The 25,139-nt window shown below is 63.2% G+C and carries 21 protein-coding genes and 1 pseudogene; 8 read left to right on the forward strand and 14 right to left on the reverse strand.

The genetic code is table 11. The features are described from left to right. Window positions 1-23 precede the first annotated feature (23 nt). Window positions 24-1,757, reverse strand: a complete 1,734-nt coding sequence (locus DT068_RS22935) for a Na/Pi cotransporter family protein (RefSeq protein ID WP_119392225.1) — start codon at window positions 1,755-1,757, stop codon at window positions 24-26. Window positions 1,758-1,796: 39 nt separating this feature from the next. After that, a complete protein-coding gene (gene pstS, locus DT068_RS22940; RefSeq protein ID WP_119392226.1) occupies window positions 1,797-2,846 on the reverse strand; it encodes a phosphate ABC transporter substrate-binding protein PstS in 1,050 nt (349 codons plus the stop codon). A gap of 143 nt (window positions 2,847-2,989) precedes the next feature. Here pstS and hisS point away from each other — a divergent pair, with 143 nt between their 5' ends. From hisS to hisG, 3 genes and pseudogenes are all read left to right on the forward strand, one after another. Beyond that, window positions 2,990-4,474: a histidine--tRNA ligase gene (gene hisS / locus DT068_RS22945; protein WP_119392227.1), complete on the forward strand. Its 1,485-nt coding sequence runs from the start codon at window positions 2,990-2,992 to the stop codon at window positions 4,472-4,474. A gap of 183 nt (window positions 4,475-4,657) precedes the next feature. Further along, window positions 4,658-5,815 (forward strand): ATP phosphoribosyltransferase regulatory subunit, encoded by a 1,158-nt coding sequence (locus DT068_RS22950; RefSeq protein WP_162914400.1) that lies wholly within the window; start codon window positions 4,658-4,660, stop codon window positions 5,813-5,815. Beyond that, a pseudogene (hisG, locus tag DT068_RS22955) lies at window positions 5,812-6,501 on the forward strand (ATP phosphoribosyltransferase); the annotation flags it as partial. The gene DT068_RS22950 and the pseudogene hisG, both read left to right, overlap by 4 nt. On the opposite strand, the gene msrQ reads toward hisG, so the two are convergent. The 6 genes from msrQ to DT068_RS22985 form a co-directional block, all read right to left on the reverse strand. Further along, window positions 6,456-7,331 carry a protein-methionine-sulfoxide reductase heme-binding subunit MsrQ gene (msrQ, locus tag DT068_RS22960; protein WP_119392230.1) on the reverse strand — a complete coding sequence of 292 codons (876 nt, stop codon included), beginning with the start codon at window positions 7,329-7,331 and terminating at the stop codon, window positions 6,456-6,458. The pseudogene hisG and the gene msrQ sit on opposite strands and share 46 nt — an antisense overlap. Before the next feature lie 226 nt (window positions 7,332-7,557). Next, window positions 7,558-8,769: an ABC transporter permease gene (locus tag DT068_RS22965; protein WP_119392231.1), complete on the reverse strand. Its 1,212-nt coding sequence runs from the start codon at window positions 8,767-8,769 to the stop codon at window positions 7,558-7,560. Continuing rightward, complete coding sequence (locus DT068_RS22970; protein WP_119392232.1) at window positions 8,769-9,470, reverse strand: ABC transporter ATP-binding protein; 702 nt, start codon at window positions 9,468-9,470, stop codon at window positions 8,769-8,771. The genes DT068_RS22965 and DT068_RS22970 overlap by 1 nt, the downstream gene beginning before the upstream one ends. Continuing rightward, window positions 9,467-10,744, reverse strand: a complete 1,278-nt coding sequence (locus DT068_RS22975; RefSeq protein WP_119392233.1) for an efflux RND transporter periplasmic adaptor subunit — start codon at window positions 10,742-10,744, stop codon at window positions 9,467-9,469. The genes DT068_RS22970 and DT068_RS22975 overlap by 4 nt, the downstream gene beginning before the upstream one ends. Window positions 10,745-10,966: 222 nt before the next feature. After that, complete coding sequence (locus DT068_RS22980) at window positions 10,967-12,526, reverse strand: DHA2 family efflux MFS transporter permease subunit (RefSeq protein ID WP_119392234.1); 1,560 nt, start codon at window positions 12,524-12,526, stop codon at window positions 10,967-10,969. 11 nt (window positions 12,527-12,537) lie between these two features. Beyond that, window positions 12,538-13,590 carry an HlyD family secretion protein gene (locus tag DT068_RS22985; RefSeq protein ID WP_368905053.1) on the reverse strand — a complete coding sequence of 351 codons (1,053 nt, stop codon included), beginning with the start codon at window positions 13,588-13,590 and terminating at the stop codon, window positions 12,538-12,540. 609 nt (window positions 13,591-14,199) lie between these two features. Here DT068_RS22985 and DT068_RS22990 point away from each other — a divergent pair. Then, window positions 14,200-14,847 (forward strand): TetR/AcrR family transcriptional regulator, encoded by a 648-nt coding sequence (locus DT068_RS22990; protein ID WP_368905054.1) that lies wholly within the window; start codon window positions 14,200-14,202, stop codon window positions 14,845-14,847. Here the strand turns inward: DT068_RS22990 and DT068_RS22995 are convergent. Then, window positions 14,844-16,499: a tetratricopeptide repeat protein gene (locus DT068_RS22995; protein WP_119392237.1), complete on the reverse strand. Its 1,656-nt coding sequence runs from the start codon at window positions 16,497-16,499 to the stop codon at window positions 14,844-14,846. The genes DT068_RS22990 and DT068_RS22995 overlap by 4 nt on opposite strands. A gap of 96 nt (window positions 16,500-16,595) precedes the next feature. Between DT068_RS22995 and DT068_RS23000 the strand changes: the two genes are divergently transcribed. Continuing rightward, window positions 16,596-17,867 carry an SDR family oxidoreductase gene (locus DT068_RS23000; RefSeq protein WP_119392238.1) on the forward strand — a complete coding sequence of 424 codons (1,272 nt, stop codon included), beginning with the start codon at window positions 16,596-16,598 and terminating at the stop codon, window positions 17,865-17,867. Beyond that, window positions 17,864-18,343: a DUF2269 family protein gene (locus DT068_RS23005; RefSeq protein WP_119392239.1), complete on the forward strand. Its 480-nt coding sequence runs from the start codon at window positions 17,864-17,866 to the stop codon at window positions 18,341-18,343. Before DT068_RS23000 ends, DT068_RS23005 begins: the two co-directional genes overlap by 4 nt. Window positions 18,344-18,401: 58 nt before the next feature. Here DT068_RS23005 and DT068_RS23010 read toward each other — a convergent pair whose 3' ends face one another. After that, on the reverse strand, window positions 18,402-18,809 hold the full coding sequence (locus DT068_RS23010) for a hypothetical protein (protein WP_162914401.1): 408 nt from the start codon (window positions 18,807-18,809) through the stop codon (window positions 18,402-18,404). A gap of 70 nt (window positions 18,810-18,879) precedes the next feature. After that, on the reverse strand, window positions 18,880-19,236 hold the full coding sequence (locus DT068_RS23015) for a DUF4406 domain-containing protein (protein WP_119392278.1): 357 nt from the start codon (window positions 19,234-19,236) through the stop codon (window positions 18,880-18,882). A gap of 95 nt (window positions 19,237-19,331) precedes the next feature. Here DT068_RS23015 and DT068_RS23020 point away from each other — a divergent pair, with 95 nt between their 5' ends. Beyond that, on the forward strand, window positions 19,332-20,078 hold the full coding sequence (locus DT068_RS23020; protein WP_119392241.1) for a DeoR/GlpR family DNA-binding transcription regulator: 747 nt from the start codon (window positions 19,332-19,334) through the stop codon (window positions 20,076-20,078). A 53-nt stretch (window positions 20,079-20,131) separates the two neighbouring features. Here the strand turns inward: DT068_RS23020 and groL are convergent, their stop codons facing one another. The 3 genes from groL to DT068_RS23035 form a co-directional block, all read right to left on the reverse strand. Beyond that, the gene (gene groL, locus DT068_RS23025; protein WP_119392242.1) at window positions 20,132-21,769 is read right to left on the reverse strand and encodes a chaperonin GroEL; all 1,638 of its coding nucleotides are present in this window, start codon (window positions 21,767-21,769) and stop codon (window positions 20,132-20,134) included. 47 nt (window positions 21,770-21,816) lie between these two features. Continuing rightward, window positions 21,817-22,131 (reverse strand): co-chaperone GroES, encoded by a 315-nt coding sequence (locus DT068_RS23030; protein WP_119392243.1) that lies wholly within the window; start codon window positions 22,129-22,131, stop codon window positions 21,817-21,819. Window positions 22,132-22,451: 320 nt separating this feature from the next. Further along, a complete protein-coding gene (locus tag DT068_RS23035) occupies window positions 22,452-23,153 on the reverse strand; it encodes an outer membrane protein (RefSeq protein ID WP_119392244.1) in 702 nt (233 codons plus the stop codon). A gap of 253 nt (window positions 23,154-23,406) precedes the next feature. Between DT068_RS23035 and DT068_RS23040 the strand changes: the two genes are divergently transcribed. Beyond that, a complete protein-coding gene (locus DT068_RS23040; protein WP_119392245.1) occupies window positions 23,407-24,924 on the forward strand; it encodes a tetratricopeptide repeat-containing sulfotransferase family protein in 1,518 nt (505 codons plus the stop codon). The last annotated feature ends 215 nt before the right edge of the window (window positions 24,925-25,139 follow it).

A 25,139-nucleotide genomic window follows, 5' to 3' on the forward strand; every position in this document is an offset into this window, starting at 1 on the left:
ACGGCGGAGAAAATGCGTCTCGTTTACTCCGCCGGCTGCGGGCTGAGGCTGCCGCCCAGATCGGGGCGGTAGTCGGTCTTGCCCTTCGCCGCCCTGGCATGGGCGATGATGGCGGCGCGGTTCACCGATTTGCGTTCGGCATCGATGCGGTGGATGAGCAATTCGGCACGCTCGATGCTGCCGAGCAGCGCCAATATGGCGCCGCGCTCGCCGGAAGAGACGCCGGCTCCAAGCAGCAGCGTCTTCTCGCGCAGCTCCTCGACCGTGGCGAATTTCACATGGCCGGCCGGCACCGGCGGGCTGGGCACGCCGAAATCGGGCAGGATCTCGCGCAGTTGCACTTCCAGGCGGACAAGCGCGTCATTCACAACTTTCTGGGCGTCAGCACTGAATTTCTCGCGCTTCACCCGGCGCGCCACCTGGTGCAGCGTCTCGGCGAGGCTGGCCGAGAAATCGGCTTCCTCGATGAGGCTCGCCACCAGGTCCTGCTGCTCAAAGGGCATGCTGTCCTTGAACAGGGAGGCCGAGAAGGAACGGATATCGCGGCTCAATATGTCGGTCGCGGTATAGTGCTCGCCCGGATCGCTGGGCGCCGTCTTCAGGCCGCGGGCGATGTCGAGGAACAGCGCCCCGGCATTGAGGTGACGCATGGTCTCCTGCTCGGCGGCATTGACCGAATTGGTGAAGTCGGCGGTCAGCTCGCGCTTGAGATATTTCGGCACCGAGTAATCCTCGACGTCTTCCGCCGCGGTGCGGCCGATGCGCGACAGCACGCGCTCGAAGATGCCGACAAAGGGGAAGAGCAGCACGGTGTTGAAGACGTTGAAAGCGGTCGAGAACAGGCCGACGGCGACCGGGATGAGCGGGAAGGTTTCCTTGCCATTGACCAGTACCGGCACGCCCGGATCGCCGCCAAACCAGCCCATCGCATATTTCAGAAGCTCGATGGCCGGGAAGAACAGCAGGACCATCACCGCGACACCGATGATGTTGAATGAGATATGGGCATAGGCGGCGCGCTTGGCGTTCTTCGAAAGATTGAGCGAAGCCATCCAGGAGGTGATGGTGGTGCCGAGATCGGCGCCGAGCGAGAAGGCGACGGCCGTCTGCCAGTCGAGCACGCCGGCGGCGCCGAGGCCCATCACGATGCCGATCGTCGCCGATGAGGAGTGGATGAGGGCCGTGATCAAAGCCGCGATGAGAATGCAGGCGATGAGGCCGACGAAGCTTTCGGCATGCAAGCCTGAGATGATCGACATCACTTCCGGCATGCCGCGCAGGGGACGCAAGCCGCCGGTCATGAGATTGAGGCCATAGAAGATCAGCGCGAAGCCCATGCAGGCGAGCGCGATATTGCGGACCTTCTCGTTCTTGGCGAAGACATAGACGAGCGCGAAGGCGCCGCCGAGGAGAAGGCCGAGCGGTCCCAAAGGCAAGGCGATGAGACCGTTGCCCAAAGTGGTGCCGATATTGGCGCCCATGATGACGCTGATGGCGGGCCGCAGCGCAATGACGCCGGCATTGACGAGGCCCACGACCATGACGGTCATGGCGGTCGAGGACTGGATGACGCCGGTGATCAGCGTGCCGGCGATGACGCCCTTGGCGGGCGTGCCGGCGATCCTGGCCAGCCATTCGCGCATGCGGTTGACGGACAAGGCCTGAATGCCATTGGCCATGAATTCGAGGCCGAGCATGAAGATGCCGAGCCCGCCGATGACCGGCACGATGATGTCCCTGAAAATATCCGCTTCCATAGTCGCCTTATCCCCGTTGGTGGAAACCCGTTACTGAATTCAGCTGCCGAAGCTCAACTCGCGCGCCCAATAGGCCTTGACCTGGTCGACCAGCGTTCCCGGCAGCGGCACATAGAAGAGGGCTTCCGCGTCGCCTGTGCCCTTGGTCAGAGCGTGCTTGAAGAACCACAGCGCCTGGCGCGCGCGCTGAACCGAATCCGGCTCGCGGCGCATCAGGATGAAGGTCACGGCGGTGATCGGATAGGCTTCCGCCTCAGCGCTATCGATGAGCGAAAGATGGAAGCCAGTGTCGGGCGACCATGGCGCCTTGGCCGCAGCGGCGGCGAAGCTCTCGGGCTCCGGGCGCACGAGCTTGCCGGCGCGGTTCTGCACCGCGGCATAGATGAGCTCGGCGCGCACCACCTGACCATATTCGACATAGCCAATGGCGCCCTTGGTCGCCTTGACGGCGCTGACGACGCCGGAGCTCCTCTCGACGCTGGTGCCGAGCGGCCAGGAGATGAGCGTGTCGGCGCCATATTTGCTTTTCCATTCCGCACTCGCGCTCGACAGGAAGCTCGTCCAGTTGAAGGTCGAACCCGAACCGTCGGCGCGGTGGATGACGGTGATCCTGAGATCGGGAAGCTTGAGCCCCGGATTGAGACCGGCGATCGCCGGATCCGACCAGTTCTGGATCTTGCCCAGATAGATGTCGGCGAGCAGCTCGCCCGACAGAGCGATGCCGCCCGGGGCAATGTCATCGAGATTGACCACCGGCACGATGCCGCCCATCACCAGCGGGAACTGGACATAGCCGAATTTCCTGAGCTCTTCCGGCGGCAGGGGCATATCGCTCGCCGCAAAATCCATCTCGGGCTGGCTCAAGCGCAATATGCCGGCAAGCGAGCCGACGGGCTCATAGTCGATGCCCGACCCCATGAAGGTGATGTCAGTGCCGCCGGCGCGGTCGGCCAGATAGCTCTCAGACCATCTGGCGATGATCGGATAGGCGAAGGTGGAACCCGCGCCATGGATGGGCTCGCCCAGGGCCATCCCCCCGGAGCAGCTCAACATGATGGCGGTGAGGAAAGCGAGCAGAACGGACTTCATGGCGGCTCCCGCGACGTGAAGCCAAACCTTAATTTTTGTTAATGACAGGCCAATGACCTGAAAAACCTAATGTTCTCCGTGCTGTTGCTGAATGGGCAGTCATCCGTTACAAGCCCGCTCGACTTGTTTTTGAAGGAGCGGGCATGTCCGCCAATATTAAGCAGCAGCGCCCGAAAGCGCGCCTGGCCAAGGGTTTCCGCGATGTCGATCCGGACGAGGTGCGGGGCGTCAAGCGCATGCTGCGGGTGATCGAGGAGGTTTTCGAGGCCTATGGCTTCGAGCCGCTCGAATTGCCGTTCATCGAATATACCGACGCGCTCGGCAAGTTCCTGCCCGACCAGGACCGGCCGAATGAAGGCGTGTTCTCCTTCCAGGACGAGGACGAACAGTGGCTGTCGCTGCGCTATGACCTGACCGCGCCGCTCGCCCGCTATGTCGCGGAGAACCAGCAGGCGCTGCCGACGCCCTATCGCGGCTACCGGCAGGGCTGGGTGTTCCGCAATGAGAAACCGGGGCCGGGCCGCTTCCGCCAGTTCATGCAGTTCGATGCCGATACGGTGGGCTCGGCCTCGCCATCGGCCGATGCCGAAGTCTGCATGATGGTTGCCGACACGATGGAGAAGCTCGGCATCAGGCGCGGCGACTATGTAGTGAAGGTGAACAACCGCAAGGTGCTCGATGGCGTGCTGGAAGCCATCGGCGTCGCGGGACCTGAGAGTGAGGCGCGGCGCATGACGGTGCTGCGCGCCATCGACAAGCTCGACCGTCTCGGCGTCCAGGGCGTGCGCGAGCTCCTCGGCAAAGGCCGCAAGGATGAATCGGGCGATTTCACCAAGGGCGCCGAACTCGACCAGGCTGCGATCGATTGCGTCGCCGGTTTCGTCGATGCGGGTGCTGCGACACGCGACGCGACTTTGAAGCGGCTTGCCGAACTGGTCGGCGCCAGTGAGCGCGGGCGCGCCGGCGTGCAGGAACTGGAAGAGATGGCGAAGCTCTTTGCCGCGGCGGGCTATGCGGAGGACCGCATCAAGATCGATCCCGCGGTGGTGCGCGGCCTCGGCTACTATACCGGCCCCGTCTTCGAATGCGAATTGCTGATGGAAGCGCGCAACGACGAGGGTCAGCTGGTGCGCTTCGGCTCGGTCGGCGGCGGCGGCCGATATGATGACCTCGTCGCGCGCTTCACCGGCCAGCAAGTGCCGGCAACGGGCTTTTCGATCGGCGTGTCGCGTCTCTATTCGGCGCTCAAGCTGCTGGGCCGCGCGGAAGAGGGCAAGGCCCTGGCGCCGGTCGTTGTGCTGGTCATGGACCGCGAAAGGCTCGGCGACTATCAGCGCATGGTGAGCGCCTTGCGCGATGCGGGGATCCGGGCCGAGATGTATGTCGGCACCTCCGGCATGAAGGCGCAGATGAAATATGCCGATAAGCGCGGCAGCCCGCTGGTCGTCATCCAGGGCGGCGATGAGAAGGCCAAAGGCGAGGTGCAGATCAAGGACCTGGCGCTGGGGGCGAAGCTTGCCAGCGGGGTCGAGAGTCGCGCCGACTACAAGGATGCGCGCCTGGCGCAATTCTCGGTGCCGGAGGGCGATCTCGTGAAGGCGGTGCGCGAGGCGCTGGCGAGGAAATGAGCGAGAACGGAAGCATTTTCCCCTCCCCCTTGTGGGGAGGGGTTAGGGGTGGGGGTCGTTCCGGCCCCTCAGTTCGTTTTTCTTCCGGCGATGCGTTTCTTTCAGAGACCACCCAACCCCCACCCCTAACCCCTCCCCACAAGGGGGAGGGGAATGGTAGTGGGTGCTCTGGGATGTGTCGCAATGCCTGGTAAATCCTCGGCCGAGCGCCAGGCGCTGGAGGCGCAGAATGCGCGCGTGATGGCGGTGTTCGAAGCGGCCGGCTTCGATCACATCGCGCCCGACATATTGCAGCCGGCCGATATCTTCCTCGAACGCTCAGGCGAGGACATCCGCGCCAATTCCTATGTGTTCACCGACCCGGAAGGGGCGGAGATGTGCCTGAGGCCCGATCTCACGGTGCCGGCCTGCCGCTATCACCTGGCTCACGCCGCGAGGCCCGACAGCGAGGCGCGCTATTGCTATTGCGGACCGGCCTTCCGCTTCACCAAGGATGCGCGGCTCCTGAGCGAATTCGGCCAGGCCGGCATCGAATGGCTGGCGGCCGGCGATGCGCAAGGCTCGGAGGCGCAAGTGCTGGCGCTCACCATTGCCGCGGTGAGAGCGGGCGGCCTCAAGGGCTTCCGCGTGAAGCTCGGCGATCTCAGCCTCTTCCATGCGCTGCTCGACGGGCTCGAAATGCCCAGGCGCTGGCGGCGCCGGCTGATCCACCATTTCTGGCGGCCGCAGACTTTCCGCGAGACGCTCACCCGTTTCGCGGCGCTCGAAGACCAGACACGCACCAGCATCTCGCCTTTTGTCGACAAGGTGGTGGGCAAGGATATCGGCCAGACGCAAGGCTGGGTCGAAGCCGAGCTCGACAGAGGGGCCATTCCGCTCGCCGGCGGGCGTTCGACCGAAGAGATCGCCACGCGCCTCGTCGAAAAGGCGGCCGATCGCTCGGCCCATCCGCTGGCGCCCGCTGCGGTCAAGGCGATCGAGACCTATCTCGCGATCGAGGGCAATGCCGCGTCGGTGCTGGCACCGCTGGAGGCGATTGCCGGGGGTGAAGCCTATCGCGCGGCGCTGAAGCGATTCCGGCGCCGCATCGAAGCGATGCGCGAGCGGGGTCTCGCACCGGAGGACTTTGCTTTCGCCGCAACTTTCGGGCGCAATCTCGAATATTACACGGGCTTCGTCTTCCAGATCGAAGCGGATACGGCGCAAGGCCCGCTCCAGGTCGCGGGCGGCGGGCGCTACGACGATCTTTTGTCCGATATCGGCTCAGCCGTTCCGGTCTCGGCGGTCGGCTGCGCCATCGGCACCGAATCGCTGCTTGCTGCCGCGGGAGCGCGATCATGACGGCGCTGGTGCTTGGCGTGCCCTCCAAGGGACGCCTGATGGAGGCGACCGAAGCGTTGTTCGGCAAGGGCGGCTTTGCCTTCGCGCGCAGCGGATCGGACCGACTCTATCGCGGCCATCTCGGTGGCGTGGCGGGCATCGACATCGCCTTTCTCTCGGCATCCGAGATCGCCGGGCAGCTGAAGGATGGCAAGATCGATCTCGGCGTCACCGGCGAGGATCTGCTGCGCGAGACCCTGGCGCCCGAGGATGCGCGCGTCGATGTGCTGCAACGGCTGGGTTTCGGTCCTGCCAATGTGGTGGTCGCGGTGCCGCAATCATGGTTCGACGTGGCGCGGATGAGCGATCTCGATGAAGTCTCGGAAGGTTTTTATGAGCGCCATGGGCGGCGCCTGCGCATCGCCACCAAATATCTCAATCTCACGCGGCGCTTCTTCGCCTCGAAAGGCGTCACCGGCTATCGCATCGTGGAGAGCCTGGGCGCGACCGAGGGAGCGCCCGCGGCCGGAACGGCGGAAGCCATTGTCGATATCACCACCACGGGTTCGACGCTGGCGGCCAACCATCTCAAGATCCTCGATGACGGCGTTATTCTGAGGTCGGAGGCCGTGCTCGCGGTGCAGGCGCGGCTTGCCGGTGATCAGCGGGTCGCGGCGTTGCGGGCCGGGCTCAGCCGCGTCGTCGCTGCCGCATAGACAGGCTTGATCCAGGGCAGGAGTGCTGCGATCAGGCCGACGATCAGGACGATCCAGGCCGGGCGCAGGCCATAGGCGAAGGCCAGATTGGCCTTGAGCACGCGCACCGGATCGACGCCGGTGGCGATGCCATACCAGGCGAATTCGATGAGCGCGGTTGCAAGACCTGCCGCGACGGCGCAGCCGGCGAGCGTCAGCGGCGTCAAGGCAAGGCGCCATTTGACGGCGAGCCTGTAGATCATCAGCAGGAGGAAGAAGCCCGACCACAGGGTCGCCTGGCTGACATCGATCTTCGACTGCATGAAATAATGCAGGAGAGCCAGCACCGCGATCCCATAGACGATCATGTGCAGCCGCTTCCAGTTGCGGCCGAGCTTGCGCAGGGCGGCATCCGTCGATGTCGCGGCAAGCAGGCTCAAGCCGATGAGGGCGGTGAAGCCAATCGTCAGGTAGACGCGCTTGACGATCTCCGTCGCGACGAAGACGAGATCGAGCTTTTCATTCACGACATAGAGCGAGAAATGGATCAGAGCATAGGTGAAGGCCGTGACGCCCAGCATGCGGCGGATCACGGCGAGCTTCGGCCACATCAGGATGCGCTGCAGGGGGGTGAGAGCCAAGGTCACGACCAGGAACCTGACCGTCCAGTCGCCGATCCGGTGCAGCGCTTCCTTATAGGGCAGGGGGCCGAGGTCGTTCTGGCCCAGCTTGACCGCATAATACAGCGCCGGCAGCAGAACCAGGACGAACACCGTCGTCTTCAGGAACGAAAAGCGTCCGGCGCGGTCGGTCCAGGGGCTGAGAAGGGTGCGGATTTGCATGTCAGCAGACTATACGCCGGCAACAGGTCCGGCGTTTCAGCCATCATTCACGATTTTGCGAGGGAACAAAATACCCTCGCCCCGCTTCAGCGGGGAGAGGAAGGGGCCCATTGCGAAGCAATGGGAAGGTGAGGGGCCTCTCGACAGTACTGCACCAGGCCCCTCACCCTCCCGTCGCTGCGCGCCGGGTCCCTCCCTCTCCCCGCTGAAGCGGGGAGAGGGTATTTCACTCATGCCTCAGCGCGTCGATGGGATCGAGCCTTGCGGCGCGCCTCGCCGGGAAGAAGCCGAAGCCCAGGCCGATGGCGCCCGAGAACAGGAAGGCCAGCGTGATGATCGACAGGCTGGGGACGAAGGGGATGGTCATGAAATGCCCGGCTATGCCGGCGAGGCCGAGGCCCAGGATGATGCCGATGACGCCGCCCATCAGGGCCAGCACCAGGGCCTCTACGAGGAACTGGGTCAGCACCTGGAGCTCGAGCGCGCCAATGGCGAGGCGAATGCCGATCTCGCGGGTCCGCTCGGTGACCGACACCAGCATGATGTTCATGATGCCGATGCCGCCGACGAGCAGGCTGACGCCGGCAACCGCGCTGAGCAGACCGGTGAGCAGCGTCGAGGTCGAGGTCATGGTCGAGATGATCTGGCTCATGTCGCGCACCGTGAAGGTGTCGTCCTGGCCGGGCCCGATCCGCCGGATCTCGCGCAGGATCTGCTCGGTATTGGCGGTGACGGCGGGAATATCGTCGCTCGTCGCCGCCGAGATGTAGATGGTGGGAATGCGGGTATTTCCGGCGAGGCGGCGCTGATAGGTGCGCAAAGGCACGACCACGGTGTTGTCCTGGTCATTGCCGAAGGCGCCCTGGCCCTTGGGATCGAGCACGCCAATGATATCGCAGGACACATTGCCGATGCGCATCTTCTTGCCCAGCGGCTCGTCGGGCGCGAACAAAGCGTCGCTGACGCTCTTGCCGATCACGCAGACGGCGCTGCCGGAACGCACCTCGCCGTCGCTGAACGGGCGCCCTGCGGCGAAGGTCCAGTCCTGGGCGGTGAAGAACTGGGAATCGGTGCCGGTCACGGTCGTGGCATAGTTGAGCGAGCCATAGACCAGAGTCGCGGCGCGTGTGGTGGCGGGCGCAATGGCACGCACGCCGGTGAGCTCGTTGCGCAATTTCACGACGGTGCGGTCATCGAAGGAACGGTTGTCCTGGCCGGCGCCGCCCGGACCGAACATGCTGCGCCCGGGCTGCGCGATCAGGAGATTGCTGCCGAGCTTGGAGAGATCCTCGGTCACCTTTTGAGTGGTGCCGTCGCCGACGGTCACCATGGCGATGACCGCGGCAACGCCGATGACGATGCCGAGCAGCGTCAGGATCGAGCGCAGCACGTTGCGCCTGACCGACAATATCGCAAGCTTGAAGGCTTCCCACAGCATCAGGCGGCCTCACGCAACGTGTCGGATTCGATATGACCGTCGACGAAGCGGATGGTGCGGCAGGCGAAGGCCGCCATATCGGGCTCATGCGTCACCATGATGACGGTGAGGCCGCGCTCGTCATTGAGGCGGGTCAGAAGCTCCATGATCTCATGGCTGCGGGCGGTGTCGAGATTGCCGGTCGGCTCGTCGGCGAGCAGCACCAGAGGATCGGTGACGATGGCGCGGGCAATGGCGACGCGCTGCTGCTGGCCGCCCGAGAGCTGCGCCGGCGTGTGATGCTCGCGGCCCTTCAGGCCGACGAGATGCAGGGCCTCGATAGCGCGCTCGCGCCGTTCAAGCCGGGGCGTGCCGCGATAGATAAGAGGCAACTCGATATTCTCGACCGCCGTGGTGCGGGCGAGGAGATTGTAGCCCTGGAACACGAAGCCGAGGAAATTGCGGCGCAGCAGAGCGCGCTCGTCGCGGCCGAGCGAGGTCACATCGGCGCCGGCAAAGAGATAGCGGCCGCCGGTCGGGGTGTCGAGGCAGCCCAGTATGTTCATGGCTGTCGACTTGCCGGAGCCCGAAGGGCCCATGATGGCGACAAACTCGCCGCGGCCGATGGCGAGATCGACGCCCGCCAGAGCGCGCACCAGTCCGGCGCCCTCGCCATAGAGCTTCTGCACGCGCTCGAAGGCGATGAAAGGGGCCGTGCTCATGAGCCGGACCGGCGCGACGCGGTGATCACCTCGTCATCCGTCGTCAGCTTGCCGCCGGTGATCTGCGTCAGCTTGCCGTCGCTCACGCCCGTGGTGACCTCGACTTCATGCGGCCGGCCATTTTCGAGAATCCAGACCGAGCGGCTATTCGCCTGGGTGTCGCGTTTCGGCGTGCCGCGCCCGCGCTGCGGCCGCGGGAAGAAGATGCGGCTCAGGTCGAAGCCGCTCTCGGTGCGCTGCTGCTGCGGCTGGTAGCGCAAGGCCGCATTGGGCACGGCGAGCGTATTGTCCACCTTCTGGACGATGATCTGCGCCGTCGCCGTCATGCCGGGACGCAGCAGGAGATCGCCATTGTCGACCGTGAGCACCGCCTTGTAGGTGACGACGCCGTCGGTGGTGAGCGGCGAGAATTCGAGCGTCTCGATCCTGGCGGGGAAAGTCCTGCCCGGATAGGCATCGACGGTGAATTGCGCGTCCTGGCCCGCCTTCACCATGCCGATATCCGCCTCATCGATATTGGCCTCGACCTGCATGCGCTTCAGGTCCTGCGCCAAAGTGAAGAGGACCGGCGCCTGAAAGGACGAGGCGACGGTCTGGCCGGGTTCGGCGGCGCGCTTCAGCACGATGCCGTCGACGGGCGAGAGGACGCTCGATTTGGCGATGTCGATCTCCTGCAGCGCGATGTCGGCCTTGGCCACCTCGATATCGGCCTCGGCGGCGGCAACGGTTGCCGCGGCGCTGTCGCGCGCGGCGAGCGCTGAATCGAGATCCTGGTTGGCGGCGAAGCCCTTCTTGCTCAGGGCGACCTGGCGCTCATAGGCGAGCCGGTTCTGCTGATAGGTGGCCCTGGCATTGAGGAGCTTGGCTTCGCTCGAGGCGAGCGAGGCCCTGGCCCGGCCGAGCTGGGCTTCCAGACGTTTGACGTCGAGGGCGGCCAGCACATCGCCTTTCTTCACGAGGCTGTTGGCGTCGACATTGACGGCGCGGATGACGCCCGAGATCTCGCTCGACACATCGACCTGGGTGGTGGGCTGAATGGTGCCGGTCGCGGTCACGGTGACGGTGAGCGGGGATTGGACCACCGGGGTCGTGTCATAGGTCACGGCCTTGGCCGTGGCGCCCGATGAATAATACCAATAGCCGATGGCGCCCACCGCAAAGGCGGCGAGGAGGCCATAGACAAGGCGCTTCGTCCAGCGCCGGGCCTTGGCGCGGGGATCGAGACCCAAGGCCTGGGTGATCTCCTCAGGGCTGATCGGGGCCTGCATATTCATGGGGTTAACATCTCGTAAGGTTGACCGAAGTTCTTTCAGATCACGACCCCTTCAGATCGGATCGATCTGAAGAGATAAACGTGATCGGAATCATATGTTTAGCGCGTGATCGGACGGAAAACCGGTATCCACTTTTCCTGATCACGCGCTGTACGTAAGACGTCACTGCGTCGGAATTCCGGCGGTTCCCTTACTCCGCCGCATGAGGCGGGCGAGAGCCAATCAGTGACTGCCACCGCCGGCTGGCGCGCCGCGCGGCACGGGCTTGCGGATGAAGGGCACCACCAGGACCATGGCCATGAAGACGAAGGCCAGGACCAGGAAGACGTCGGAGAAGGCCATCACCAGGGATTCGCGGTGTGCCGTCTGCGTCATCATCTTGATGGCGGCGAGCTGACTGTCGCTGCCGAGGCTCGGGGTGAAGGCCTGGGTCATGGTCTGAAGCTGCTCGACCGCCGCCTGGCGTCCCCAGTTCACCGCCTCATGCAGCCTGGCGATGTGAAGGTCGGTGCGGTCGTTGAGCAGCGTCGTGATCAAAGCGAGGCCGACGGCGCCGCCCAGATTGCGCGTCAGGTTGAAGAGGCCGGAAGCATCCTTGATGAGCTGCGGCGGAAGTGTGCCGAGCGCCAGCATGGAAATGGGCACCATGGCGAGCATGAGGGCCACGCCGCGCATGGCCTGCGGGATGAACAACTCGACAAAGGCCCAGTCCTTGGTGATCGGCACGAGCTCGAGACATGAAATGCCGAACAGGCCCATGCCGAAGCCGACGATCCAGCGCGCATCGAAGCGCTGGCCGAGCATGCCGGCGAAGGGTGCGGTGATCATCTGGAACATGCCGGTGACGAACATGGTCTCGCCGATCTGCAAGGAGTCGTAGCCACGGACCCGCGCGAGAAAGACCGGATAGAGATAGACGAGGCCATAAAGGCCGACGCCGACGATGAAGGAGAAGAGGGAGCCGGTGGCGAAGTTGCGATCGCGAAAGGTCCTGAGATCGACGACCGGCTCCTCGGCGGTGAAAGCGCGCCAGAAGAACATCACGCAGCCCACCGCCGAGACGATGGCGAGATTGCGAACCGTCTCGTCCTGGAACCAGTCATATTGCGGGCCTTCCTCGAGCACATATTCGAGACCGCCCAGAAAGGCCGCCAGCGTGACGAGGCCGATATAGTCGAACTTGCGCAGGAGCTTCAGATCGGGCTTGTCGAAGTCGATGAGGAAATAGGCGGCCGCCGTCACCGCGATGCCGGGGATGACATTGATCAGGAACAGCCAGTGCCAGGAGAAGAGGTTGGTGAGATAGCCGCCGACCGTCGGGCCGATGGTCGGCGCCATGGTGGCGATGAGGCCGACCACGGCCGAGATGGAACCGCGGCGCTGCGGCGGGAAGATGGTGAAGGCGGCGGCGAAGACGGACGGGATCATGGCGCCGCCAATGAAGCCCTGCAGCGCCCGGTAGACCATCATCTGGTCGATGGATGTGGCGGTGGCGCAAAGCGCGCTGGTGACCGTGAAGCCGCCGGCGGCAATGGCGAAGAGATAGCGGGTGGAAAGTGCGCGGCTGAGGAAGCCGGACAGCGGGATCATCACCACTTCGGCGATGAGATAGGAGGTCTGCACCCAGGAGATCTCTGAGGCGCCGGCGGCGAGACCGGCCTGGATCTCGCTTAAGGAGGAGGAGACGATCTGGATGTCGAGGATCGCCATGAACATGCCGACGGCCATGGCGATGAAGGCGAAGAGACGCCGCCTCGGCATGACATCGGTTGCGGGTTGCATGGCATCCTCGCTCAGTCGCCGGCGGCGAGCTTCTTCGAGCCGTTATCGCCAAAGTCCGCGACCTTGGCGGGATGTGCACCGGTCCGGCTGTCGATCGAGACGACGACCGACATGCCGGGCCGCAGCAGGCCTTCGGCCGCGACCCTGGCGGGAACGGCGATGCGCACCGCCACGCGCTGCGTGACCTTGGTGAAGTTTCCGGTGGCGTTGTCGGGCGGCAACAGGCTGAACACGGCGCCGGAAGCGGGGGCTATGCTTTCGACCGTGCCGGTCACCGGCTTGTCGTCATAGGCATCGACCGCGATCTCGGCGGTGGCGCCGACCTGGATGTCGGAGAGCTGCGTCTCCTTGTAATTGGCATCGACATAGACATTCGACAAAGGCACCAGCGCCAAGAGGCGCTGGCCGGGCGACACATACTGCCCGGACTGCACCGCGCGATTGCCGATGACGCCGTCAAAGGGAGCGCGGATCACGGTGCGGTCGAGATCGAGCTTCTTCTGGTCGAGGGTGTTGCGGTCCTGGTCGAGGGCGCGTTCGGCCTCGACACGCTGGGCCTGGAGAACGGCGACATTGGCTTGCGCCGAAGTCAGGCCGGCCTTGGCCGTCTCGAGCGAGGCTTCGGCCTTCTCCTGCTTGGCATTGGCCTGTTCCAGCGCCTGGGAGCTCACGAAATCGCTCTGCTTCAGGCGCTGGGCGCGCTTCAGGTCGGCGATCGCGAGATCGAGATCGGCCTGGGCCGAGCTGATCGTCGCCTGGGCCTGGGTCACGGATGTCTTTGCGGCGTCGATCTGGCGGTCGATGCGATCGATGGCGGCGGTCTGCGAGGCGATCTGCGACTCGGCCGCGGCGACGGCGAGACGCTCGTCCGAATCATCGAGCGTCACCAGCGCATCGCCGGCACGAACCGACTTGTTCGTCTCGGCCAGGACAGTAGTGACATAGCCTGCGATGCGGGGCGAGATGGTGGTGAAATCGGCGCCCACATAGGCGTCATCGGTCGACACCAGGAAGCGGCCCGTCGTCCACCACTGATAGCCGTACCAGGAGCCGGCGGTGGTCACGAGGAGGGCCGCCAGGAAGAGGCCCAGCCTCCGCCCGCCTTTGCGTCTGGCGGGCGGAGGAGGGGTCGCGGGCTTCTGGGGTGCCAGAACGGGAGCCGGGGTTGCTTCCGCGGGGCCAGTCTTCGGCCGGTCAGGGGATTCGGCCGTTTCCCGCAACAGAACGGGGGTAGGCGCCGGAACCGCCTTCTCCGGCTGCAATGGAGTGGGACGCGAAAAAGCGGATACCGGCTTTTCGCGGAAGTCCCGCTCCAAAACATTGGAATCGATCACGCTTACGGGTTTGGCTCGCTCGGAGCCAAACCCGTCATGATCTGGGGCGATCTCATTCATAAGGGTCTCCGGATCGGAGCTGGACGTTGACCGAACAGTTCGGTCAGCGACTGCTTGAAATAGGCCTGGGCTCGTCCTAAATCAAGATCGAACCGAACGGTTCGGTCAAAATTTAATGTTGCCGGTGACTTCCGTTAGGGTGGTTTGTGGTATTCTCGACTTGGGAATCGTCAGCGGGACTGAACTGCCGGGTTCGAGCGTAATGTTAGGATTATATCCTAACCCGTTGAGGTTGAATGCTTTTGCGGCGTGAGGTGGAAGCCGCCGATGGAGAAATACGTGACGCTGGTAGATGAAGAGAGGCCACCGCCATTCGATCTGGCCCCCGGCCAGGATCTCAAGAAATACCACCAGATCCTCGAAGGCGCGCGCAAAGTGTTCCTTGCCAAAGGCTTCGACGGCGCCAGCATGAACGACATCGCCAAGGTGGCAGGGGTGTCGAAAGGCACCCTCTATGTCTATTTCGAAAGCAAGGAGCGGCTGTTCGTCGATCTGATCGCCGAGGAGAAGCGCGCCGATCTGTGGCCGGTCATCTCGCTCGACCACAATGACCACGATATCGAGGCGGTGCTCAACCGCTTCGGCCAGGAATTCCTCGGGCTGCTGACCCGGCCCTATTACATCAAGGCGATGCGCACCGTGTTCTCGATCGTCGAGCGCATGCCCGAGATCGGCGCCGACTACTATGCGCGGGGCCCGCAAATCTGCCTGGAGAAGCTCGCCGCCTATCTCGAAGCGCAAGTGCAGGCCGGCAAGGTCGAGATCGAGGACTGCGGGCTTGCCGCCCAGCAATTCATGGACCTGTCGCAGGCGGGCTCGCTGCGCCGGCTCCTGTTCAATGCCGCGCCGACGCCGAGCGAGGCCGAGATCGCAAGCCAGGTGGCGCGCGCGGTGACTTTCTTTCTGAAGGTCTACAAGCCGAGTTAAGCCACCGCCTGCAGCCGGCAGAAGCACGAGGCCTTGACCGGCACATCGGCGCGGGCGACCGCGATATCGAGCGACTTCTTGATGATCACGGCCTCGTCCGACTTGCCCAGTTTCACCAGGCATTCGTGGAAGCCATGCAGGCTCCATACATTGTTCGGGTGCTGGCAGGCGCGGCGCAAAGTGTGGTCGAGGCCGAGATCGGCGCGATAGACCGCTTCGGCCTCGGCGACCTTGCCCTGCTCGAGGAGCAGCGCGCCCAGCGCATGGCGGGTCGGCTGCATCCAGCCCCAGGGCTCGTCATAGGGCAGATTGTCGTCAAGCTCGACCGAGCGGCGCAGATGCGCAAAGGCCTCATCGTGCCGGCCCTGGCGATAGGCGATCTCGCCTTTCATCATCTCGGCGGCGATCGCCAGAATATCGAGACAGGTGTTGTTGAAGAGATAGCGGGTGGGCGGCACTTTCGCGACAGCGGCATGAAAGCTCTCCGCCTCCTTCTCCGCCGCCGGCACATTGCCTGAGGCCGCGAACGCCACCGCTTTGGCATAGTGGATCATCGCCGTCGTCACGCAATAGAGATCGCGATTGGCGGGCAGCTTCTCGGCAATGATCTCATGCCATTTGCCGAAGCGGATCAGCACATGCATCTTCATCGGCACGAAGCTCTCGAGCCAGTCGGCCATGGGCGGCGACTCGATGGTGAGGAGATCCTCGGTCAGGGTCGCGGCCATTTCCTCGGCCGCCGCCAGCGCCGGCGCATACTGGCCAAGGAACATCGCGCCATAGAGCTTGAAATGATAATCGTGGCAGCGATAGAGCGAATAGAAATTAGGCGCCCCTTCCTTCGCCAGATATTTGCGGTCGGCCTTGATGGCGCGGTCGTTCCACTCGACAACGTTGAGATAGTCGCCGCACAGCACGTCGATATGGGTCGGCATATGGAGGAGGTGGCCGGCATCGGGCACAAGCTGGCGCAATCGGTCGCCGGCCTTCAAAGCGCGCTCTGGGAAGGGCGACATCTCCATCAGATGGATATACATATGGAGCAGGCCCGGATGGTCATTGCCGCCGGCAAGCGTCATGGATTTCTCCAGAACAGCGATGGCTTCCAGCGTATCGGCTCCCTCGGCGGGCTTGCCGGTCTCGATGTTCCAGAGCTGCCAGGGGGTGCGGTTCATGATCGCCTCGGCGAAGAGGGCGGCGACATCGAGATCGTCCGGAAAGCTGCGATAGGCATTGCGCATGGCCGCGGCATAGTCATCGTTCCAGATCGGCGTCACCTGGCCCGGCTCATTCGAGGGATAGCGCAGCGCCAGAGGTTCGATGAGCCTGCGCTCCACGGCGCTTGCTCTGTCCTTGAGCCTCAGCGCCTCTGCGGTCGCCTTGTGAGCCGTGGCCAGCGAGCGCTCGAGATCGACCGTGTCGAAAGCCTTCCACTGCTTGTTGTAATTGGGACCCGCCGCATAGGCGATGCCCCACCAGGCCATGGCGCATTGCGGATCGGCCTTGGCCGCCTTCTCGAAGCAGCGCACCGCCTCGTCGTGATTATAGCCATAGCACCAGGCAAGGCCGCGATCGAACCAGGTCTGCGCGACAGGCGATGACGTCGTGACCGGCCGGCTATAGTTTCCAAGATCAAAGGGATAATCGCTCATCTCAACCTCACCGCTTGTCCGGCTGCCATCGTCGGGGCTCTGCGAATCATCGTCAATCCCCCTACGATGATGCCCGCTGAATTTCGAGGTTGATCCTTGCGCATTCTGGTCCTGGGAGCAGGCGGCTTCATCGGCCGGCACATCGTGTCCGAATTGCTGGCCGGCGGCCATATGCCCGTCGGCGCGGTCCGCCGTCCTGACAATTTCGCCAGCGTTTTTCCCGGGGTCGAGGCCGTCGCCTGCGATCTCGCCCGCGATGTCTCCGCCGCCGATTGGCTGAAACGGCTCAAGGATATCGATGCGGTGGTGAATGCCGCAGGCGTCCTCACCGGTGCAGATATGGAGGCGGTGCATGTCACCGCACCCCGGGCTCTCTATGAAGCCTGTGCGACGCGGGGCGTCAAACGCGTGGTGCTGATCTCGGCGATCAGCGCCAGACCCGATGTCGATACCGACTATGCGCGGGCCAAGCTTGCCGGCGAACAACTGCTGCGCGACGGCTCGCTCGACTGGACCATCCTCAGGCCGTCGCTCATCGTGGCGAAAGGCTCTTATGGCGGCACATCCCTGTTGCGCGGGCTCGCCGGATTTCCGCTGTTCATGCCTCTGGCGGGCGATGGCGATTTTCCATTCTCGCCGCTCCATGCCCAGGACCTTGCCCGAGCGGTGCGGATCGTCTGCGAGGAGGGGCGCTTCATTCATCAGGTTCTCGAGCCCGCGGGGCCTGAGATCATCCCGCTGCGTGATCTCCTGGCGCGCTACCGGTCATGGCTGGGCTTCAAGCCAGCGTCTTTCTTCTCCATTCCCCTGGCGGTGATGCGGCTCCTGGCGCGGCTCGGCGACCGCATCGGCGGCGGCCCCATATCCAGCAACACACTGGCCCAGCTCATCGCCGGAAATGCGGGCGACGGCCGGCGTTTCGCCAATCAGATCGGTTTCGCGCCGCGCTCGCTTGCCGCGGCGATGATGGCCGAGCCCGCCGAAGCCCAGGATCGCTGGCATGCGCGCCTGTTCTTCCTGGCGCCGGTGCTCAAATTCGCGCTCGCGGCGATGTGGCTTGTCTCGGGCCTGGTCGGCTTGTTCTCAGGATTTCCGCTGGTGCAAGAGGCGCTGGCAGCACTGGGCCTTGGTCAAAGCTTCGTTTTGCCGGTGGTGCTGCTGACCTGCCTCATCGATCTCGCCATTGCGGTCCTGATCCTCAGCGGCCGCGAGACCACGGCGCTGCAAGTGGCCGTCATCGTCTTCTATACGCTGGCGCTGACCGTCGCGCGTCCGGCCTTGTGGCTCGATCCGCTGGGACCGCTCCTCAAGAACCTGCCGATATTGGGCGCCGTGCTGTGCTATGGGGCGATCAGGACGCCGAGATGATCGAGCCCTATTTCCTGATCAAATGGCTGCATGTTCTGAGCTCGACCATCCTGTTCGGCTTTGGCGCCGGCACCGCCTATTATTTCTGGCGCGCGCATCGCACCCGGGATGCCCAGATCATCGCATCGGTCGGACGCATGGTGGTGCAAGCGGACTGGATATTCACCGGCATCAGCGGCATCGTTCAGCCTTTGACCGGCATCGCGCTGGCGCATCTTGCCGGCATTGAGCTCAGTGAGCCCTGGCTGGTCGCGAGCTTCTGTCTCTATCTTGTGGCGCTGGCCTGCTGGCTGCCAGTGGTCGGCCTGCAGATCAAGGCACAAAGGCTGGCGGCGGCCGCTTCAGTGCAGGGGACGCCGCTCGGCGCCGATTATCAGCGCATCATGCGCCTGTGGTTCGTCCTCGGCTGGCCTGCCTTCATCAGCCTGCTCTGCGTTTTCTGGCTGATGATCACAAGGCCGACGCTGTGGATGTAGAGCATGATCCGGAAAAGTGGATACCGGTTTTCCGGAAAGATCATGCGCCAGCGAAGGATCAGCGGCCGAGCCAGGGATTGGGCTGATAGGTGCTGCAGTAGTAGAAATTCACGCCGATCAGGACGAAGGTCTTCTTGTTCTTGCGGATGAGCGACAGGGTCGTCGGCTTGGTCGTGCCCTCGGCCGTCATCTCCAAAGCAAGATTGATCTTGTTGCGATCGACCGTGACATTGGTGATCCTGCCGACGCTCTGGTTCCAGTTGATCTCGCTTTCGCTCAGATTGATGAAAGCGCGCTTCTCCTTGTAGTCGGGCCCATTCTGGTCCGACCGGCTCGCCTTGCACCAGTCGATCTCGCGGGCATAGGTGCCATATTGGAGCTTCATGTCGTCCATGGCTTCAGCGCCGACGACGCCCGAGGCCATGAACGCCGCCGCCATCAGCACAGTCCGCAATCCCACACGCATGCAATCCTCCAGGAAGTCTCAAGTCCGAACAAAGAACGGGCGAGACTTTTATCCCGCCCGTTCGTTCTGCTCAAGCGTGGTCGGGAATCTCGGCAATGTCAAAATAAACCGGGATGCCGCGTTCGCGCGCGACGCGGACGTCATTCTCAGCACCTTTGGACTCGCCCGGAAGCCGCAAGACCGCATCGCAATGCTGGAGCAGGCGACCGGCGGTCGGATGCAGGATATGATCATAGAGTTCATCGCCCACCGACTGACCTCCGGCGGTGTGCCAGATGGGCAGCGCCACCCACTCGCCGATCATCGGCACATGGCCCTTGGCGAAGATCGGCCAGGATGCTTCCTCCAGCCGTTTCAGATTGGCTTCCATCCTGGCGGGATCATCGCCGGTGCCGGAACGGTAGGGGCCGGCGATCAGGATCATCATGGGCTTCTTGGACATGCGGAACTCCGATTTTGCGAACTGACCGGCGGACCATCTCATATCGTGACAAATCGTGCAAGATCATGTAATTTCGTGCAATGCTGACCCAACAAAGAAAGCAGCTTCTGCTCACCCGCCTCGCCAAGGAGGGGCGCATCATCGCCAAGGAAGTGAGTGCTGAGCTCGCTCTCTCGGAAGACACGATCCGGCGCGACCTGCGCGAGCTTGCGGCTGAGGGGCTCCTGCAAAGGGTCCATGGCGGGGCGCTGCCGGCCTCGCCAACGGTCGCCAATCTGGCCGCCCGGCGCGGCATGGCGACCGAGGAGAAGCGTCGTCTGGGCGCGAAAGCGGCAAGCCTGATTTCCCGCAGGCAGAGGGTCTTCATCGATGGCGGCACGACCCATATCGAGCTTATCCGGGCGCTGCCGCTCGATCTCTCGATCACTGTCATCACCCACAGCCCGACCATCGCGGCGGCATTCGAGCCGTTCGAGGCGATCGAGGTCATCCTGGTCGGCGGCGTGCTGTTCCGGCATTCGATGGTGGCGGTGGGCGCCCAGGCGCTTGAGCAACTCCGCCGCCTCAGTTTCGATATCGGCTTTGTCGGGCTGACCGGCCTTCATGCGAAGGAGGGCGGCACGACCGACGATTTCGAGGAAGCGGCGATCAAACGCGCCATCATGGAGCGCTCGGCTGAGACGGTGTCGCTCATAACATCGGAGAAGATCGGCGCCGTCTCGGCCTATGGCGTATGTGCGGTGAAGGAGCTGGCGTCTGTCGTCGTTACGCGCGAGGCCAACACGAACGACTTTGTAGAATCCGGTCCCGATCTCATCCGGGCATGAAAAAACCCCGGTGTCGCCACCGGGGTTCGCTGTATTCGCAATGAGCGGACTTCCTAGAAGTCCATGCCGCCCATGCCGCCGCCGCCCGGCATCGCCGGGGCCGCCGGCTTGTCCTTCGGCTTCTCGGCAACCATGGCTTCGGTCGTGATGAGGAGCGAAGATACCGAGGCAGCGTCCTGAAGAGCGGTGCGCACGACCTTGGTCGGGTCGATGATGCCCTTGTCGACGAGATCGCCATATTCCTCGGTCTGCGCATCGAAGCCGTAATTGCCCGACTTCTCGAGCACCTTGCCGACCACGATCGAGCCTTCGACGCCGGAATTCTCGGCGATCTGGCGGATCGGGGCTTCAAGCGCGCGCGACACGATCTTGATGCCGGCCTGGATGTCGGCATTGTCCGACTTCAGACCGTCAACGGCCTTCTTGGCACGCAGCAGAGCGACGCCGCCGCCCGGCACGATGCCTTCTTCGACCGCGGCGCGGGTCGCATTGAGCGCGTCGTCGACGCGGTCCTTGCGCTCCTTCACTTCGACTTCCGTCGAGCCGCCGACCTTGATGACGGCGACGCCGCCCGCGAGCTTGGCCAGGCGCTCCTGGAGCTTCTCACGGTCGTAGTCCGACGTCGTCTCTTCGATCTGCTGCTTGATCTGGGCAACGCGGCCCTGGATGTCGTTCTTCTTGCCATGTCCGTCGACGATGGTGGTGTTCTCCTTCTCGACGCGCACGCGCTTGGCGCGGCCGAGCATTTCCACCGTGACGTTCTCGAGCTTGATGCCGAGATCTTCCGAGATCACCTGGCCGCCGGTGAGGACGGCGATGTCCTCGAGCATGGCCTTGCGGCGATCGCCGAAGCCCGGGGCCTTGACGGCCGCGACCTTGAGGCCACCACGCAGCTTGTTGACGACGAGGGTGGCGAGAGCTTCGCCTTCGACGTCCTCAGCGATGATGAGGAGCGGACGGCCGGTCTGCACCACGGCTTCGAGAACCGGGAGCATGGCCTGGAGGCCCGACAGCTTCTTCTCGTGCAGGAGGATGTAAACATCTTCCAGCTCGGCGATCATCTTGTCGGCATTGGTGATGAAGTAGGGGGAGAGATAGCCGCGGTCGAACTGCATGCCCTCGACGACGTCGAGCTCGGTGTCGAGCGACTTGGCTTCCTCAACCGTGATGACGCCTTCGTTGCCGACCTTCTGCATGGCCTTGGCGATCATGTCGCCAATGTCCTTCTCGCCATTGGCGGAGATGGTGCCAACCTGGCCGACTTCGTCGGAGCCCTTGACCTTCTTCGAGCGCTTCTTGATGTCCTCGATGGCGGTGCGCACGGCGAGATCGACGCCGCGCTTCAGATCCATCGGGTTCATGCCGGCGGCAACCGCCTTGGCACCTTCGCGCACGATCGCCTGGGCGAGCACGCAAGCCGTGGTGGTGCCGTCGCCCGCGACGTCATTCGTCTTGGAGGCGACTTCGCGCACCATCTGGGCGCCCATATTCTCGAACTTGTCCTCGAGCTCGATTTCCTTGGCGACCGTCACACCGTCCTTGGTGGTGCGCGGCGCGCCGAACGACTTGTCGATCACGACATTGCGGCCCTTGGGACCGAGCGTGACCTTGACCGCATTGGCGAGAATATCGACGCCGCGCAGCATGCGCTCGCGGGCTTCGCCACCGAAGCGGACTTCTTTCGCTGCCATGTTTGTATTTCCTCTGAACTAAAGTGTTGCGCTACAGACGGATCAGATCAGGCTGCCTTCTTCGAGGCCGATTTGCCCTCGAGAACGCCCATGATGTCCGACTCTTTCATGATCAGATATTCGGTGCCGTCGATCTTGACCTCGGTGCCCGACCATTTGCCGAACAGCACGATGTCGCCGGCCTTGACGTCGATCGGGATCAGCTTGCCCGCTTCGTCGCGCCCGCCCGGGCCGACGGCGATGATCTCGCCCTGCATGGGCTTCTCCTGGGCGGTTTCGGGGATGATGATGCCACCCTTGGTCTTGGTGTCTTCCTCAACTCGGCGCACAACCACGCGGTCGTGCAGAGGACGGAACTTCATGCGATGTCTCCTTCGTTGGTCGCATTGTTCGATGGGTTGCCGGAGCCTGGAGAGAAGGAGAGCGAGGCCTCCCAACCCCGTTTCCGGCGCCTGCTAGCACTCCCCTTTGGAGAGTGCCAGCAGTTGCCGGGTGAGATAGGGCCTGCCACCCGGACCGTCAAGGGGAAGCCACGGGAAAATAAGCGGTTAGGGGCGATTTTGGGCGAGTTTGGCCGGCCCGGCCCCCCATTTGGGGGCTCAACCCCTAACTTTGCCCATATGGGGCGTAAAGCAAAGGGAGCGGGAAAGCCCGCTCCCAGAGGCTTAATTTGCGTTTTTTGTCAGTTGAAATAGAAGCTCACGCCGCCGCGGACGACAATGACGTCGTCCAGCTCAATCGCATCCCCGGTGCCCGCGCCGTCAAGGTCTTCCACGCTTTCCTTCTCGTCGAAGAAGTAATAGAGCCCCTCAGCGCGCAGGCGGATCGTTTCGGTCAGGGCGTATTCCATGCCGCCCCCAACAACGCCGCCGATCTCACCAAATTTAACATCGCCGCTGTCTTCCCCGGTTTCTTCCCATTTCGCCTCGGGAATGGCGATACCGCCGGTGACATAGAGCAGGGCATCGTCAAAGGCGACGCCGAGCCGGGCGCGCACCGAGGCCAGAAGGTCGATGTCGCCCGTCTGCTCCTCGTCCTCATCGGGATCGGGCGCCTGTTCCGAATCCTTGAGATCGGTAAAGGTCACGTCGGCCTCGAGGCCAAAGACGACATGATCCATCTGCCAGTTGTAGCCGGCATGGAGGCCGCCCACGACGCCCTCGAGGTCGAGTTCCTCCGCCTCCAATACGGAGCTTGAGTCATCGCAATCATAGCAGCCGCTCATATTGGCCCAGCCATAACCCACATGACCGCCAATATAGAAACCGCTCCAATCCGTCATGGCCGCTGGCTGTTCCGGGACGATGTCGGCGGCGTGGGCCACTGTCTCCACAGCCAAAAGCATCGCAATTGCCGCAGTGCTTGCCAGAAGTGCTTTTTTCATTGTCGCTTCCCCATAACCCTCACGCGTTAAACTATGAGATAACCTACGGTAAGACAAGGTTAAGGGCCCACCCGGCCAGTTCCCGGGAAAGTCGCCCTCTTGTCATATCCATTTGATTTTATTACTCTTTATTTATCCTTGAGTTGTAATGGAACTGTGATCTTCTTGTCACACTCGAAGAAAAATTACGAAACAGTAAGGTTGGCTGAGCTGTCAAAGCGGGTGTCGATGAAAACGATGGACAGGTGTTGAAGTGAGGGGGCCTCCCGTCAATCCGCTGCTGCAGAGCCATGCCCGCTTGCGCGAAGCCGAGAGGCTCAGGCAGTCCAAGGCATTGGACAAGGCGCAAGCCATATGTGCCGAGCTCCTCAAGGCTCATCCCGATTATGTCGGAGCCCTTCAGACCCTTGGCCTCGTTCTGGCCGATCGGCGCGACTATGAGGCAGCGCGTCTCCATCTGAGCCGTGCGGCCATGCTCAGCCCCCGGGACTGGAAGATCCTGACGGCGCTCGCCGGCATCTATCTCAAGCTCGGCGCCAGCGAAATGGCGATGCGGACGCTCGAACAGGCCCAGAGGCTCATGCCGGGAGATGCGAGCATCGTGGCCACTCTCGCCGAGATCTATCGTGAGGAACGTGAATATGAGCTGGCCTGCTCGGCCTATGAGAAAGCCTATTCCCTGGATCGCTCTCTCAAGGCAATGCGGCTGGGGCTTGGCTGGAGCCTCACGCATCTGGGCCGCACCGAGGAAGCAGCACAGATATTCCACTCCATGGTCCATGATGATCCGCAGGATGCACCGGCGCTTCTGGCGCTCAGTCAGATGCCCGCGGGAATCGTCAATATGGATGTCCTGAAGCGGCTCGAGGAGCTTCGCGCTCCGGACGGCAAGAGAAGCGACGGTTTCGAGACCATGATCGGCTTTGGGCGTGCCGCCGCCCTGGACAGGGCGCAACATTATTCCGAGGCGTGGAGCGCGCTCGTTGCGACCAACGCCAAGGTGTTCGCCACCGTCGCCGATCAGGCGAGCAAGGAAGAGGCGTCGCGCCTGCGCCATCTCGAGCATTTGAAGGGCTTGAGCGGGACCGGTGCCAGAGCGCCTGCCGTAAAGTCGGCGTGCCAATCGCTGTTCATCCTGGGACCCTCGCGATCGGGCAAGACTACAATGGAAAGACTCGTGGCGCTGCTGCCTGGTGTTCGGCGCGGCTATGAGAACCCGATCGTCGAAAACGCCATCCGCCACACATTCCAGAGTTCGGGGCTCGTCACGCGCTCGCAGCTGGTGGAATTGCCGCCTCAGCTCGATGAAATCTTTCGCGAGACCTATCTCGCGGAGCTGAAGGAGCGCGCCGCGGGTGCCCAGCTGTTCACCAATACCCATCCGGCGCGGATCATCGATGCCTGGCGCTTCGCCATGGCGGTGCCCGACGCGCGCTTTGTGTTCATCAAGCGCGATGTGCATGACCTGGCGCTGCGCATTTTCATGAAACAATACAAATCAGGTCATCCCTATTCCTATGACCTCGCCGCCACATTCCGATATGTCGCGTGGTATCATGAGATGATGGAGCAAACCCAAAGGCTCTGGCCGGGGATCGTGCGCATCGTTTCCTACGAGGACATGATCTCCGATCCGCATTCGGCGCTTGCAAGAGTTGCCGAGCTTTGCGGTCTTGCCGTGCGCGATCTGGACCTGGCAAGACCCGGGGATGATCGCGGCGCGGCAACGCCTTACAGAGAGAGAATGGCGGAAGCCCTGGGCGGGGCATGACGGCAACGTTCGGAATTGTTCGATTTTTCTCGCTTTGACGAGCGGGTTGGTTTCGGTTTCCGGGCCAGTCCAGGACTAACCTACGACCAAGGTCCCATGACGCTGCGGGATCAAGCCTTGGCGCTTGTGAAAATGTTTTTCAGGAGTCATCGTGAGGCTTGAGCGTTCCGATGTTGAAACGAGGAGTTTTGACGAAGAAATGCTCCAAAAACAAT

Origin of the sequence: Taklimakanibacter lacteus (assembly GCA_003576695.1) — a bacterium.
Taxonomy (GTDB): Bacteria; Pseudomonadota; Alphaproteobacteria; order Rhizobiales; family Aestuariivirgaceae; genus Taklimakanibacter; species Taklimakanibacter lacteus.